10 protein-coding genes are annotated in these 14,185 nt (G+C 72.1%); all 10 read left to right on the top strand.

Going from position 1 to position 14,185, the window contains the following annotated elements:
• The first annotated feature begins 47 nt into the window (after nt 1-47).
• The 10 genes from eccB (at nt 48) to IE239_RS11420 (ending at nt 14,047) form a co-directional block, all read left to right on the top strand.
• Entirely contained in the window at nt 48-1,682 is a 1,635-nt protein-coding gene (gene eccB, locus IE239_RS11465) for a type VII secretion protein EccB (RefSeq protein WP_190149143.1), read from the top strand.
• Entirely contained in the window at nt 1,679-2,023 is a 345-nt protein-coding gene (locus IE239_RS11460; protein WP_190149142.1) for a hypothetical protein, read from the top strand. Before eccB ends, IE239_RS11460 begins: the two co-directional genes overlap by 4 nt.
• Nucleotides 2,024-2,055: 32 nt before the next feature.
• Nucleotides 2,056-2,361, top strand: a complete 306-nt coding sequence (locus IE239_RS11455) for a WXG100 family type VII secretion target (RefSeq protein ID WP_190149141.1) — start codon at nt 2,056-2,058, stop codon at nt 2,359-2,361.
• A gap of 178 nt (nt 2,362-2,539) precedes the next feature.
• Entirely contained in the window at nt 2,540-2,974 is a 435-nt protein-coding gene (locus IE239_RS11450) for a type VII secretion system-associated protein (protein WP_190149140.1), read from the top strand.
• Nucleotides 2,975-3,004: 30 nt separating this feature from the next.
• Nucleotides 3,005-5,665: an AAWKG family protein gene (locus tag IE239_RS11445; RefSeq protein WP_190149139.1), complete on the top strand. Its 2,661-nt coding sequence runs from the start codon at nt 3,005-3,007 to the stop codon at nt 5,663-5,665.
• A 55-nt stretch (nt 5,666-5,720) separates the two neighbouring features.
• Complete coding sequence (locus tag IE239_RS11440; RefSeq protein ID WP_190149138.1) at nt 5,721-6,161, top strand: YbaB/EbfC family nucleoid-associated protein; 441 nt, start codon at nt 5,721-5,723, stop codon at nt 6,159-6,161.
• A 162-nt stretch (nt 6,162-6,323) separates the two neighbouring features.
• On the top strand, nt 6,324-6,659 hold the full coding sequence (locus IE239_RS11435; RefSeq protein WP_190149137.1) for a hypothetical protein: 336 nt from the start codon (nt 6,324-6,326) through the stop codon (nt 6,657-6,659).
• A 170-nt stretch (nt 6,660-6,829) separates the two neighbouring features.
• On the top strand, nt 6,830-10,219 hold the full coding sequence (locus IE239_RS11430) for a right-handed parallel beta-helix repeat-containing protein (RefSeq protein ID WP_190149136.1): 3,390 nt from the start codon (nt 6,830-6,832) through the stop codon (nt 10,217-10,219).
• A 149-nt stretch (nt 10,220-10,368) separates the two neighbouring features.
• The gene (locus tag IE239_RS11425; RefSeq protein ID WP_190149135.1) at nt 10,369-10,902 is read left to right on the top strand and encodes a 2'-5' RNA ligase family protein; all 534 of its coding nucleotides are present in this window, start codon (nt 10,369-10,371) and stop codon (nt 10,900-10,902) included.
• A 136-nt stretch (nt 10,903-11,038) separates the two neighbouring features.
• Nucleotides 11,039-14,047 carry a glycoside hydrolase family 3 protein gene (locus IE239_RS11420; RefSeq protein ID WP_190149134.1) on the top strand — a complete coding sequence of 1,003 codons (3,009 nt, stop codon included), beginning with the start codon at nt 11,039-11,041 and terminating at the stop codon, nt 14,045-14,047.
• Nucleotides 14,048-14,185: the final 138 nt, after the last annotated feature.

Raw genomic sequence — 14,185 nt, 5'->3', positions numbered from 1 at the left:
AGCGCCACGAACGACAGAACCACAGACGAGAAGGAAGGGAGGGGCCGGTGCAGTCCAAACGCGACCAGGTCGAGGCGCACGTCTTCATGATGAGCCGTCTCACCTCCGGCATGCTGCTCACCGACCCGGACGCGGCGGAGAGCCCGATGGGCCGCACCAGCCGCGGCGCCGCCTGGGGGCTGTTGCTGGGGGCGCTGGGCACGGCGGGCTGCGTCCTGTTCGGGGTGCTCTCGCCCGGCGGCGACGATTCCTGGAAGAGCGCCGACGCCGTGATCGTCCGCAAGGACACCGGGACCCGGTACATCTACCAGGACGGCGTCCTGCACCCCATCCGCAACTACGCCTCGGCCCGCCTGATCGGCGGTTCCGACCTCGCCACCCGGATGGTGTCCGCCGCCTCCCTCGACGGCACGCCGCGCGGAGTCCCGGTCGGCATCCCCGGCGCCCCGGACGACCTGCCCCTCGCCTCGGACGTCAACTCGGGTCCCTGGCTGGTGTGTTCCGGCCTGTACGCGCCCAAGGGCGGCAAGGAGTCGGTCACCACCGCGCTGGTCGTCGGCTCCGAGCCGCCGGCAGGGGACGGACTGACCTCCGGCCAGGCCCTGCTGGTCTCCGCCGGCGCCGAGCGGTTCCTCGTCTGGCACGGCCGCCGTCTGCCGCTCGACACCGGGCACGGCGCCGAACGCGCCCTCGGTTACGGCGACACGAAGGCCCGCGAGGTCTCGGCCGAGTTCCTCAACGGGCTCCCTCTGGGCCCCGAGCTGGCCCCCGTCGACGTGCCCGGACGCGGTACGGCGGGCCCCACGCTGGACGGCCGTGCCACGCGCGTCGGCCAGGTGTTCACCGTGCAGGTCCCCGACGGTCCGCGGCGGTACTACCTGCTGACCCGGGAGGGCCTGCGCCCTCTCGACGCCACCCGGGCGGCGCTCGTGCTGGGCGACCCCCGCACCCGCGAGGACGGTTACGGCGGCAAGCCGCCCCAGCCGGAGGCACTGGCCACCGACACGCTCGACGCCCACCTCGCGCCCGCCGCGGGCGAGGATGCCGACGCCTCGCTGTGGCCCTCCGGTCCGCCCCGGCTGGTGGAGCCCGCACAGGGGGAGGACCTGTGCGTGAGCGTGCGGCCGGCCCGGCGCGGCCCGGTGACGAGCGTCGCCGTCGTCTCCGCCCTGCACGCCTCGCCCGCCGTCGCTCCCGACGGGGTGCAGGCCGCCTGCGCCCCCGTTGACGCCATCGCCGTGCGGCCGGGAGCCGGAGCGGTGGTGCGCGCCCTCGGCGCCGGCGGAGCGGTGCTGGGGGACACCACGTACCTGGTGACGGACGCGGGAGTGAAGTACCGCGTGCCGTCCGGCGGCGCCGTCGCGGCCCTCGGCTACGGGGGGACGGAGCCGTCGGCCCTGCCCGCCCCCCTGCTGCGGATGCTCCCGACCGGCCCCGACCTGGATCCCGGCGCCGCCTCCGGCGCCACAGCCGTGCGCACCACACCGCCCGGCGGCTGCTCGGACGGCACGGCAGGGCAGGGCAGGGGACCTCGGGGAAGCCGGGGAAGCCGGGGAAACCGGCCGGCGCCGCGGCCCTCGAGGAGCACTGACCCTCCCCGGCCGCCGAGCCCGCCGAACAGCCCGCACGCCATCCACACCGTCAGCATCCGACAACTCCCAAGGGAACGAGGCATTCCGTGAGCACACCGCTCCAGCAGTCATCGAGGTCGTCGACGCTCCTCGGCGTCAACGCGCTCAACACCGCCCACTCGGCCATCCAGCGGTGCAAGACCGACGTGGACACCACCGCGGGCGCCCTGGCCACCAGTTACAGCGCGGCGTCCGAGGACGGCGCCGAGTTCCAGCGGCTGCTCCAGCAGTGGGACCAGCACGCGCAGCTCATCCTCAACAAGCTGCAGGGCCTGATCAACCACCTCAACGTGACCCTGCAGCAGCACACGTCCACCCAGACGGCGAACACCGACATGCTGCGTTCCTCGCAGGGCGCGGCGGACTCCGCCTTCACCCAGCTCATCGGCTGACCCGGACACGATCCACGACACGAGGAGTTGCCATGCCTGCCGACGGTGTCATTCACGTCGAGTACAACCACGTCGACCAGGGCGTGGAGGACCTGATCCAGCAGACCCGGGCCATCGAGACCACGCTGGACAACCTGGAAGCCGAGCTGAACGAGCTCAAGACCACCTGGCAGGGCAGCGACGCCCAGGCCTACTCCACCGCCCAGAACGACTGGAACAACGCGGTCATCGCCATGGAGCAGTTGCTGACGTCCCACGCCACCCTGCTCGGCGAGGTCTCCAACAACTACCGGCAGACCGAGAACAGCCTCACGCAGATGTGGAGCGAGCTCTCGTGACCCGGGGGCCCGGCCGCACCGCCGCCGTGTCGCCCACGGCCGTCGGCGGTGCGGTCCGGGCCCCGTCCTGCCCGGCCCCCGGCTGTGGGCGACCGGGCCAGGAATTCAGCGAGACCAGACAGACCAGACAGACCAGCGAGACGAGAAAGACCCGAGAGACCAGGAAGGGAGACGAAGCATGGCAGATCTCACGCACCTCGACGCCGGCCAGCTGACCTCGTTCGCCGACCACGAACTGACGGCGTTCACCGGCGACCTCACGAAGATCCGCAACGACACGGCCGACACGCCGCCGGTCCAGTCGCTGTTCACCATTCACTCCGCGCTCAGCGCCACCCCCGACCAGCAGCTCGCCCTCGGTCCCATGGGTACCGCCGGCACGGTGCACGGTGATGCCCTGCGCACCAACCTGGTGGCGCTGGCCAAGAACATCGACCGGGTCTTCGTCAAGCAGAAGAAGCTGTTCCAGGACATGGACCGTGACCTCAGGGACACCGTGACCACCCTGCTCAACACCTCTGGCTCGTCGCTCCAGGCCGTGAGCGCGGACCGGTTCATCTCGTCCATGGCCGACGTCGGCCGGGACATCGGCGGCAGAGCCGTCACCTCCTGATCCCCCGCACCCACCGGAGCCCCGACCACCATGCCAGACACAGCCGCCACACCCGGCAAATGGGAGCAGACGGTCTACCTGATGACCGGCTGGAAGGTCCCCGCCAGGGAGTCCGTCACCAGTGACCTCAAGGGCAGTGCCAACAGCAACGGCGGCAGCGCCGACGCCGCCGCCGAGATGCCCTGGCTGAAGGTGACGATCTCCAACGCCGGAAAGACCGACGCGACGGCGGTGGCCCAGCGACTGGCCGCGCGGGGCGGGAACTACGTGCTGTTCTTCGCCGGCACCGGTGACGCGGGCCCGATGAAGAACGCGAAGGCCCTGCACCTCTACATCGCGAACATCAGTTACGCCTGGCAGTCGGGCAGCGGGACGACCGGGACCAACTTCCACAAGTACGCCAACGGCGTCGGATCCGCCCTCGGCCAGCTCCAGGCGTCTCCCTGGAAGACCGGCGGCTTCTCCTTCGACGGCCTGAGCGTCGCGGAGACCGACTCCGTCGATCTGGGCACCTTCTCCCACCGCGCCAGGTCGCTCGACCGCGCCAAGCTCTTCTTCGAGGAGCACCAGACCCGCCTCGACGGCTGGGTCAACTCGATGGGACGCGACAACGCGGCCTGGCAGGGCAACGCCGCCGGTGTCTTCCTCAACCTCCTCGACACCCTGCGCAAGCAGTACAAGCACTACGAGGAGCAGTTGGCGCCCAGGGGCTTCAGCACCCAGAGCGCGAGCAAGGTGGACGGCTACGTCAGCAAGACCTTCCAGGGGAACGGCCTGATCCTGGCCGAGCAGGCCCTGAGCACGGCCGTCAAGACGCTCAAGGACGCCTGGGACAAGTGGCACGGCGACCAGTTCGGCAACGTCACCGGAAAGACCCCGGACGGCTCCGCCAACACGCCCGCGGGGCACTGGAACCCGGAGGACGTGATGCGCGACGTCCTCACCGAGCTCAAGCACTGGCTGGACCAGAACAACGCCGGAAAAGTGATCACCCGCACCAACGTCTACGGCGGCCAGAACGGCGGCACGGAGTACGTCTACGACCTCGAGGCGGGGTTCAAGGAGAACGTTCCGGCATACGGCAACCTCACCGACCCGGCCAACTGGGCGAAGGTCGCCCAGGAGGGCGTGGCCCGCTGGACCGCGGGCATCACCGCCCACCTGGACCCGGTCGCCGACACCGCGCGGACGACCCTGAGCGCCACCTGGTCCCAGCTGATGAACACCGACTGGGACCCCGCCTACGGATTCGAGGAAGCCCCTCCCGCCACGCTCACCACCACGGGCAACACCGGCACCGACCAGCACGGCAACCCGACCTTCGACCCCAACACGCTGGCGAACCTGTTCAACCAGCAGGGCGGTTCCATCAACAACGCCCTCAACGACCTGGCCGGCGCCACCGGCAACGGGCCCGAAGGCATGGGCTCGTCCGCCAACGACGCCCTGAACGACCTGCTCGGCGGCGGGAGTTCGGGCAACAGCGGCCTCAACGGCGGGCTCGACGGCATCGGCGTCGGCGGCGACCTCAACGCGGGCATCGGCGCGGACGGCCTGACGGGCGACGGAGCCGGCGGCGGAGCGGGCGGCGACACCGGGCTCGGCGTGTCACCCGCCTACACGTCCCTCCTCAACAACGCCCTCAACAGCATCGGTTCGTCGGGATCGGGCAACACGGCCGTCAACGCCGACGGCAGCATCACCGTCAGCAACGCCGACGGCAGCACGACGACCACCCGGCCGGACGGCACCGAGGTCACGAAGTACCCGGACGGCAGCACCCTCACCGTCGATCCGGACGGCCGCAGCACCCTGGTCAACGCCGACGGCAGTACGGCCGTGCAGAACGCGGACGGATCCGTCAGCACCACGTATCCGGACGGCAGCGAGATCACCCTCGACCCCGACGGGTCCTACACCGTCCAGAGCGCCAACGGCGACCTCAACCACCTGGACCTGAAGCCGGGACAGACCGTCACCAACCCCGACGGCAGCCAGACCACCCTCAACGCCGACGGAAGCATCACCACCAAGTACCCGGACGGCCTGGTCACCACGCTCAGCCCGAACGGCGGCTACACCGTGGACGCGCCGGCCACCGGCGGCATCGACACCGCCTCGCCGTCCCCGAACCTCCCGGTGACGACGACCACCTCCGGCACCGGCCTGAACGGCGCTCTCGACAACGCCCTGAACGGCGCGGGCTCCGTCACCGGGTCCCTGTCGAACTCGTCGGCCGGCTCGGCGTACGACGGCGACTTCCTCTACGACGACGTCCCCTACACCTCCTCGCTCTCCGGCGCCCTCGGCGGCGTCATGGCCGGCGACGGTCCCATGGGGACGCCCGGTCTCAATCCAGGGGCCCTCGCCGCCGCTTCCCGCATGGGCGGTCTCAGCGGGGAGATGACCGCGGCCGACCGCGTCCGCTCCGGCTACGCGGACACCGATCCCGCGGTCAACGGCACCGGGCGCGCCACCGGGGCCAGGGCCGCCACGACCGCCGAACAGGCCGCGGCGCGGGCGACCACCAGTTCCGGGATGCCGTTCATACCCCCGGGCGCCGGCGCGGGACCGGGCGGCCAGTCCACGCAGAGCGAGGACCGCACGCGCACCACCTGGCTGTCCGAGGACGAGGAGGTCTGGGGAACCGACGAGGCCGCCGCGCCGGCCGTCCTGGGCCGCGACGACTGACACGGCCGAGCCGGCCCCCGAGCCACCGACAGCCCGAGCACGCGAGGAGAGACCGATGGAACCCGTCGAGGAGCGCCTGGCCAAGGCCATGGAAGCCCTGGAGTCCACCAGGGCCGCGGTAGCCGACGCCGAACAGAGACTGCGCCGGGCGTCCGTCACCGTGACGTCCAAGGACCGCTCGGTCGAGGTCACCGTCGGCGCCCAGGGCGATCTGCTGGCCGTGAAGTTCCACGACGGCAAGTACCGGTCGATGCCGCCCGCCCAGCTCGCCGCTGTCCTGGTGGAGACGATCGGGCAGGCGCGCGCCCGGATGTCCCGTCAGGTCGTCGACACCTACCGGCCGATCTCGGAGGGCCTGCCGCAGCTCACCGGAATCCCCGGAACGGAGATCGAGTGGGACCGGCTGTTCGGCTCCACCGACGAGGAGAACGCGTCGGCGGCGCGCAAGAAGACGGGCGGCACACCGCGCGACGAGATCCTGGAGGACTCGCCCTGAGGGCCTGACGCCCGGACCACCCCGCAGCAGCGGGGCCCGAACGACAGGCCCGGCGGCGGACCGGACCGCCCCGGTTCCGGCCGCGGAGACCCGGGGACGACCGACGACCGGACGGCCCGACGATCCGACACCCGACGACCGAGGAAGACGGAGGACAACCCCATGGCGAGCTCATTCGAAGCCAACCCTTACCTGACCCGCAGGGGCGCCCAGATCCTGGCGGACATCGCGGAACACGCCAACGCCCTGGTCAACGACCTCGCGCACTACAAGCCGATGCTCACCGGCTGGGCGGGCGAGGACGACGACTACGCCAAGCAGGTGGGACCGAACATCAGGAAGAGCTACCGGCAGACCCTCAGCTCGGGACAACAGGTGACCCAGGCCATCGTCTCCGTCGTCGACAACACCGCCGGAAGCGGCAGGCACGTCGAGAGGGCCCAGGACGAGGCCTTCGAGGGGATCGCGGCCGAGCAGGCGGGATACGGCAGGCACTGAGCCCTGGGCGGGCCTGGGAGTTCCGGAGCTCGGCGCGGTCAGTTCTTGCGCACATCCCTCTGTCTACGATCCAGTCACCCATTTGCCGCCGTCGGCCCGGACGGCTGAACCACGGTTGTCGGTGCCGTATCGTCCGCGCACGCGCGTACGTGGCTCAGAGAGGTTGGACAGTGTCACGGCAGGTGCTCATGGTCTGCCCGGAACGCCCGGACGGTCACCGAACGATCGGCGAGGCCCTGGCGCAGGCGCGCATGGGAGCCGTGATCAGCGTGGCCCCCGGACGCTACGCCGAGAACCTCACCATCCGGACCAGGGTGACGATCGTCGCCGAGGGCGAACGGGACAGCGTCGAGATATGCCCGCGCCACGGAAGCGCGGTGACCCTCATGGCCGAGGAGGTCATGCTCACCGGCCTGCTCATACGCGGCGGCGAGGACGACGTCCCGGTGGTCGACGCGCCACGAGGCCAGGTCGCCATGGAGCGCTGCACGGTGGTCGGCTCCGGCTGGGCCGCCGTACTGGCCCGGCTGTCGGGCTCGTTGGCCATGCGGGGCTGCCGCGTCACCAATCCGGCGGGCGCCGGAGTGGTGGACATCGCGACCGGCGGAAGCATCGTGGAGGACTGCCAGATCGAGCATCTGGGCTCCTCGGCGATCGTCCTCGGCGAGCGCTCCCGGGCCACCGTGCGGGGCTGCCGGCTGCGGGACGCGCGAGGCAACGGCGTGCTCGCCAACGGCGAGGCGCGGGGGTCGGTCGAGGACTGCGAGATCTCCACCACCGACAAGCCCGGCATCGCCCTGGAGGGACTCAGCTCCACCTCGGTGCTGCGCACCGCCGTGCGGGACGTCTCGACCGGCGTGTACGTCACCTCCGGGGCGCGCGCCGTCCTGGAGGAGGTCACGGTCACCGGCACGTCGGAGGCGGGCATCGTGGTGTCCGCGGGCAGCGACCCCGCCGTCCGCCGCTGCCGTACCGTCCGCACCACCGCCGCCGGGCTCGTCGTCGACGAACGGTCGCGGGGGACCTTCGAGGAGTGCGAGTTCCTGTCCTCGGGCGGCCCCGCGATCCAGGTGAGCGGTGGCGCGACGCCGGCGTTCGACCGGCCCGTGGTGCGCGACTGCGCCGACAGCGGGGGCGCGGTCCTGCTCACCGAGGACTCCGCACCCGAGTTCGACCGGCTGGAGGTGGCAGACGCGGCGGGCGTCGCCGTGTCCGTGAGGTCGGGCGCCAACCCCCTGCTGCGCCGGGCCCGGATCTCGTCGCCCGGCGGCGCCGGCGTCGAGGCGGGCGACGGCGGGCGAGGCAGGCTCGAGGACTGCCTCATCGAGGGCGCCCGCGGCTCCGCGGTGCTGATCACCGAGGGAGGCAGCCTCTACGTCGGCGACAGCCGGCTGCACGGATCGGGCGAAGCGGGGGTGACCGTATCGCCCGGCGGCCGCGCGACCGTCCGGGACACCGCCGTCGAGGGCAGCGCCGCATCCGGCATCGTCGTCTCCGACGGCGCCGAACTGGCCGCCGCACGCTGCCGGATCACCGGCTCCGGAGGGCACGGCGTCCAGGTGTCGGCGGGAGCCCGCGCCGTCATCGGACAGTGCGAGTCGTCCGGCAGCCTCGGCGACGGCATCAGAGTGGACAGCGCGGAGGCGGTCTCCGTGACCGGCTGCACCCTTCGCGACAACCGCGGCTCCGGACTGCGCCAGACCCGCGTCAGCGAGCGGATGTCCGTAGAAGACCTCTCCAGCGTCGGCAACGCCACCCCGGACGCCTGGGGCGCTGAGGTCGTCGCCCCGGGCGGCCAGGAGACGGCGGGCGCCCCCGCCGGGCAGGCGCCGGGCGGTGCACCCCGGGGCGCGCCCGCCTCCGGCCCCATGGCGGAGCTCGAGTCGCTGGTCGGCCTGGAGGCCGTCAAACAGCAGGTCTCCACACTGGTCCACCTCAACCAGCTGGCGCAGAAGAGGGCGAAGCTGGGCATGCCGGTCCCCCCGATGAGCCGCCATCTCGTCTTCGCCGGCCCGCCGGGCACGGGCAAGACCACCGTGGCCCGGCTCTACGGCGGCATCCTCGCCTCGCTCGGTGTGCTGCGCTCCGGTCACCTGGTCGAGGTCTCGCGTGCCGACCTGGTGGCACAGGTGATCGGCGGTACGGCCATCAAGACCACCGAGGCGTTCAAGGAGGCCCTGGGCGGCGTCCTCTTCGTGGACGAGGCCTACACCCTGCTGTCCGACAGCAAGGGGTCCGGCGCGGACTTCGGACGCGAGGCCATCGACACCCTGGTGAAGCTGATGGAGGACCACCGCGACGACGTGGTCGTCGTGGTCGCCGGGTACACGGCGGACATGGAGGCGTTCCTCGCCGCGAACGCCGGTCTGGCCTCCCGGTTCACCCGCAGCATCGAGTTCACCGACTACTCCGACGAGGACATGGTCACCATCACGGAGAACATGTGCGCGGCCCACAGGTACGAGCTGCATCCGAGCACCCGGGAAGCGCTCACCCGCTTCTACGAGCGCATGCCCCGCGACGCGTCGTTCGGCAACGGCCGTGCGGCCCGCAGGGTGTTCGAGGAGATGATCGACCGCCAGGCCGTCCGGCTCGCGGCGATGGTGGATCCCGCCGAGAGCGATCTGGCGCTGCTGCTCCCCGCGGACGTCTGTGCGGACGAGTCCGCTCAGGACCGGGACCCGGCCAAGGATCCGGCCGTGCTGCTCGCGGGGCTGGATGCCATGGTCGGCCTGCGCGCGGTCAAGCAGGAGGTCGGCGATCTGGTGAGCGTGCTGGCGGCGGCCCGGCAGCGGAAGGCCGTCGGGCTGCCGGCGCCCAGTCTCAGCCACCACCTGGTCTTCGCGGGTCCGCCCGGAACCGGCAAGACCACCGTGGCGCGGCTGTACGCGGACCTGCTGCACTCCCTGGGCGTCCTGCCGCGCGGACAGCTCGTCGAAGTGGCCCGTGCGGACCTGGTGGGCCGGTACGTCGGCCACACCGCCCAGTTGACCCGTGAGGCTTTCGAACGGGCCCTGGGAGGAGTGCTGTTCATCGACGAGGCGTACACGTTGACGCCCGCGAACGCGCCCTCCGACTTCGGCCGGGAAGCGGTCGACACGCTGCTCAAGCTCATGGAGGACCACCGCGAGGACGTGGTGGTCATCGTCGCCGGCTACACCGCGGAGATGGACCGTTTCCTCGCCTCCAACCCCGGCCTGAGCTCGCGTTTCTCCCGCCATGTGCAGTTCGAGGACTACACCACGGAGGAACTCGTGACCATCGTGCGCGCCCAGGCGGCCGACGCGGGCTACGTCTGCGGTCCCGAGACCGTCGACGCTCTGCGGGGGCACTTCGCCGCCCTTCCCCGCGACCGTTCCTTCGGCAACGCCCGCACCGCCCGTCAGCTGCTCCAGACGATGACCACCAGCCAGGCCCGCCGCCTCGGCGCGATGGCCTCGCCCGGGCTCGACGACCTGCAGCGGCTGGGACCCGAGGACATCCCCGAGCCGGAGCGCCGGGTGGGGCAACCGGGTTCCACCGGGGCGCAGTTGCCCGCCGAATCCCTGTCGGGACACTGAGCGCTCGCTCGGCGGCGCCCCTGCCGCGAGGGCCCCGGCCCGACAGCCGGGGCGGGACCCGAACCGTCGCGCCGCCCCCGGCCACCGGCGGTGCGACGCACGGCCCGGCCGGCGGCCGCGTCGCGCCCGGCCGCCGGTAGGCTGCGGTGGTGCGCACGGTCGAACTCCTGCTGGACGAGACGGCTGACCTGGCCGTCCGGGAGGCCTGGCGGCGGCTCGCGGACGCGGGGCTGCCCAGCCAGGCGCGCCACCGCTCACCGACCAACAGCCCGCACCTCACCCTTGCCGCATGCGGGGAGCTGACCGCCCCCATGCGCTGGGAGCTCGCCGACGTGGCGGCCGCCCTGCCGCTGCCGGTGCGGTTCACCGGCGTGATCCGCTTCGAGCGGCCCACCTCGGTGCTGGCCTGGGCGCTGGACCTCGACCCCGCGCTGGCGGGCCTGCACCGCCGGGTGTGGGAGGCGGTCGCCTCGGACAGCCCGCCCGCCACCCTCAACCCCTTCCACGAGCCCGGGCGTTGGAGCCCGCACGTCACCCTCGGCCGGAGCCGGCAGGCCGGAGCCTTCGCCGGCCGGCGGATCCCCCGGCTGCTGCCGGCGCCGCCGCTGTCGGTCCGGCTCACCACTCTGCGCAGCTACGACACCGACACCGGCACCGCGGAAGTGCTCGAGCCCCGTCCCTGACGCCTGCCGGGAGTCGTCCGTGACGCCGGGGCGGCGTTCGCCGCTGTGCCGGACGTCTTGACGGGTGTGCGGGCCGTCAGTTGACTCACGGCGTGAGATAAGTGCCGAGTGACCCCTGAGAGCCGAGGGAAGGTCCATGCCGAGAACCGCTCTGCTCCTCTCCGCCGTCCTGCTCGCCGCCGTGCTGTCGCCGACGGCGTCCCAGGCCGCCGACGACCCCGTGCCGGTACCCGTCGACCGCTTCGAGGGCGAGGTCCCCTTCGCCTCCCAGCCGGCCGAGGGCATCTTCGCCTGGGGCGGCGACAGCGACGATCCCCCCGCCCTGCAGCTGACCGCCCGCGCCGACGCCCCCGAGGGCGAGAAGGTGCTCACCGGCGACTACGACATCAGCGGCTACGGCGGCTTCACCCATGACTTCGCCGCCGATCTGCCCGCCCACGACTGGTCCGCCCACCAGGGCGTCCGCCTGTGGTGGGATGGCCGGGGCACCGGCAGGAAGATCCCCTTCGAGATCAAGGACGGCGGCGCGAACGGCGAGGCTTCCGAGCTGTGGACGACGTCCTTCACCGACGACTTCACCGGCTGGAAGCAGGTCGAACTCCCCTTCACCGGCTTCGCGTACCGCACGGACTACCAGCCCGTCGGCGGCATCGATCACGTCCTCGGACTCACCCGGATGTGGGGGTACGCGCTCACGCTCCCCGTCGGCGTCAGGGGCCGCTTCGCGATGGACGACGTCGAGCTGTACGGCAGGGCCGACCAGGCGCTGCGGGCGAACGTGACGACCGACGCCGCCGTCTACCCGGTCAAGGAGGGCGGTGCGGCCACCGTCTCGGTCACCGTCGTCACCACCGGCTCCGCCCCCCTCGACGAACCGGTGACCGTCGCCTACGAGACCACCGGCGGCACCGCCGAACCGGGCAAGGACTACACACCGGTCACCGGGACGCTCACCTTCCCGGCCGGGACGGCCTCCGGCACGACGCGGACCCTCAGGGTCCACACTCTCCGCGACAAGTCGCCCGAGCCCGCCGAGACCGTCCCGCTCAAGCTCACGGTCACCGGAGCCAAGGCCCCCGCAGAGACGCCGCAGGTCGTCCTCGACGCCCACGGACTGCCCTATCTGGACAGCAGGCTGCCGGTGCGCAAGCGGGTCGCCGACCTCGTGTCCCGCATGTCCCTCGAGGAGAAGGCCGGGCAGATGACGCAGGCCGAGCGCGGCGCGGTGGGGGAGGGGGCCGACGTCGCCACGTACGAACTCGGCTCGCTGCTCTCCGGCGGCGGCTCCACGCCCACGCCCAACACCCCCGCGGCCTGGGCCAGGATGACCGACGGATTCCAGCTCCGGGCGCGGGCCACGCGGTGGCAGATCCCGCTGATCTACGGCGTGGACGCCGTGCACGGCCACAACAACCTGGCCGGCGCCACGATCATGCCGCACAACATCGGCATCGGCGCGACTCGCGACCCCCGACTCGCCGAGCAGACGGCGGCAGTGACGGCCAGTGAGGTCCGTGCCACCGGCGTCCCCTGGGACTTCGCCCCCTGCCTCTGCGTCTCCCGCGACGAACGCTGGGGCCGCTCCTACGAGTCCTTCGGCGAGGACCCGGCGCTCGTCCGGTCGATGGAGACCGTCGTCCAGGGCCTCCAGGGCAGCGCCGACGGAAGGCAGTTGAAGGACGACGACAAGGTCCTCGCCACCGCCAAGCACTTCGTCGGCGACGGCGGCACCGAGTACGGCTCGTCCACGACGGGCACGTACACCATCGACCAGGGCGTCACCAAGGTCACCCGGCAGCAGCTGGAGGCCGTCCACCTGGAGCCGTTCCGGACCGCCGTGGACCGGGGCGTCGGCACCGTCATGCCGTCGTACTCCTCGCTCGACGTCCTCGGCGACGGACGGGGCCCGGTGAAGATGCACGCCCGCGCGGACATGATCAACGGCGTGCTCAAGGGACGTATGGGCTTCGACGGGTTCGTCATCAGCGACTGGAACGCCCTCGACCAGCTGTCCGGCGACTACCCGTCCCAGGTCCGCACGGCGGTCGACGCGGGCGTCGACATGATGATGGTGCCCTACGGCTACAAGGACTTCACCGCGGCCCTGACGGGCGAGGTGAACGCCGGGCGGGTGAGCCGGCAGCGGATCGACGACGCCGTCTCCCGCATCCTCACGCAGAAGTTCCGGCTGGGCCTGTTCGAGCACCCGTACGCGCAGACGCGCAACGCCTCGAAGATCGGCGGCGCCGCACACCGGGCCGTCGCCCGCCGGGCGGCCGCCGAGTCGCAGGTGCTCCTGAAGAACAGCGGTGGGGTGCTCCCGCTGAGGACGTCGCAGAAGGTCTACGTCGCCGGGTCCAACGCCGACGACCTCGGCAACCAGACCGGCGGCTGGACCGTCACCTGGCAGGGCGCCTCCGGCGCCCACACCCGGGGCACCACGATCCTCGACGCGATGCGCAAGGACGGCGACGTCACCTACTCCAAGGACGCCTCCGCGCCCATGGCAGGCCACGACGTCGGCGTGGTCGTCGTCGGCGAGACCCCCTATGCCGAAGGAGTGGGGGACGTCGGCAACGGGCACTCCCTCGAGCTGTCGGCCGCCGACCGGGCTGCCGTCGACAAGGTGTGCGCGGCCATGAAGTGCGCGGTGCTGATCGTCTCAGGACGCCCCCAGCTGATCGGCGACCGGCTCGGCGCGATCGACGCCCTGGTGGCCTCCTGGCTGCCGGGCACGGAGGGGGACGGCGTCGCCGACGTCCTCTACGGGAAGCGGCCCTTCACCGGCCGGCTCCCGGTCACCTGGCCCAGGTCCGAGACCCAGCTGCCGATCAACGTCGGCGACACGGCGTACGACCCGCAGTTCCCCTACGGCTGGGGCCTGACGACCCTGGCCAAGGCGCCCACGGGCGGCGCGACCGCTCTGCGGGCGCTCGGCGTTGCGGCAGGTGCGGCCGAACGGGCCGGGGCCGACCGGGCGGGCCGCGCGCTCGTGGACAGGGCCCGGCTGATCGTCCAGCAGAAGGCGGGTCCGCACCTGACGGCGGCGATCGCGAAACCGTTCGCGGACGCCGACCACCTCTCTCTCACCGGACGTTACGGAGCGGCCGTCCAGAAGCTCGCCGAGGCGTACCGGGCCGCCTGAGAGCGCCGCGGTCCGTCCGGCGGATCGCCTTCGGCGCCGGGCACACCCACCTCGTGGGGCAGGGCGTCAGTCCTGCCCCACGAGGTGGCCCGGAGCCGCGTCAAGGCTCATGGCATCGCCCGGCACACCCCCGGCACA

This window comes from Streptomyces humidus (genome assembly GCF_014649655.1).
Classification (GTDB): domain Bacteria; phylum Actinomycetota; class Actinomycetes; order Streptomycetales; family Streptomycetaceae; genus Streptomyces; species Streptomyces humidus.
The sequence above is the reverse complement of the archived record's forward strand: the minus strand, read 5'-3'. Positions and strand labels throughout refer to the sequence as shown.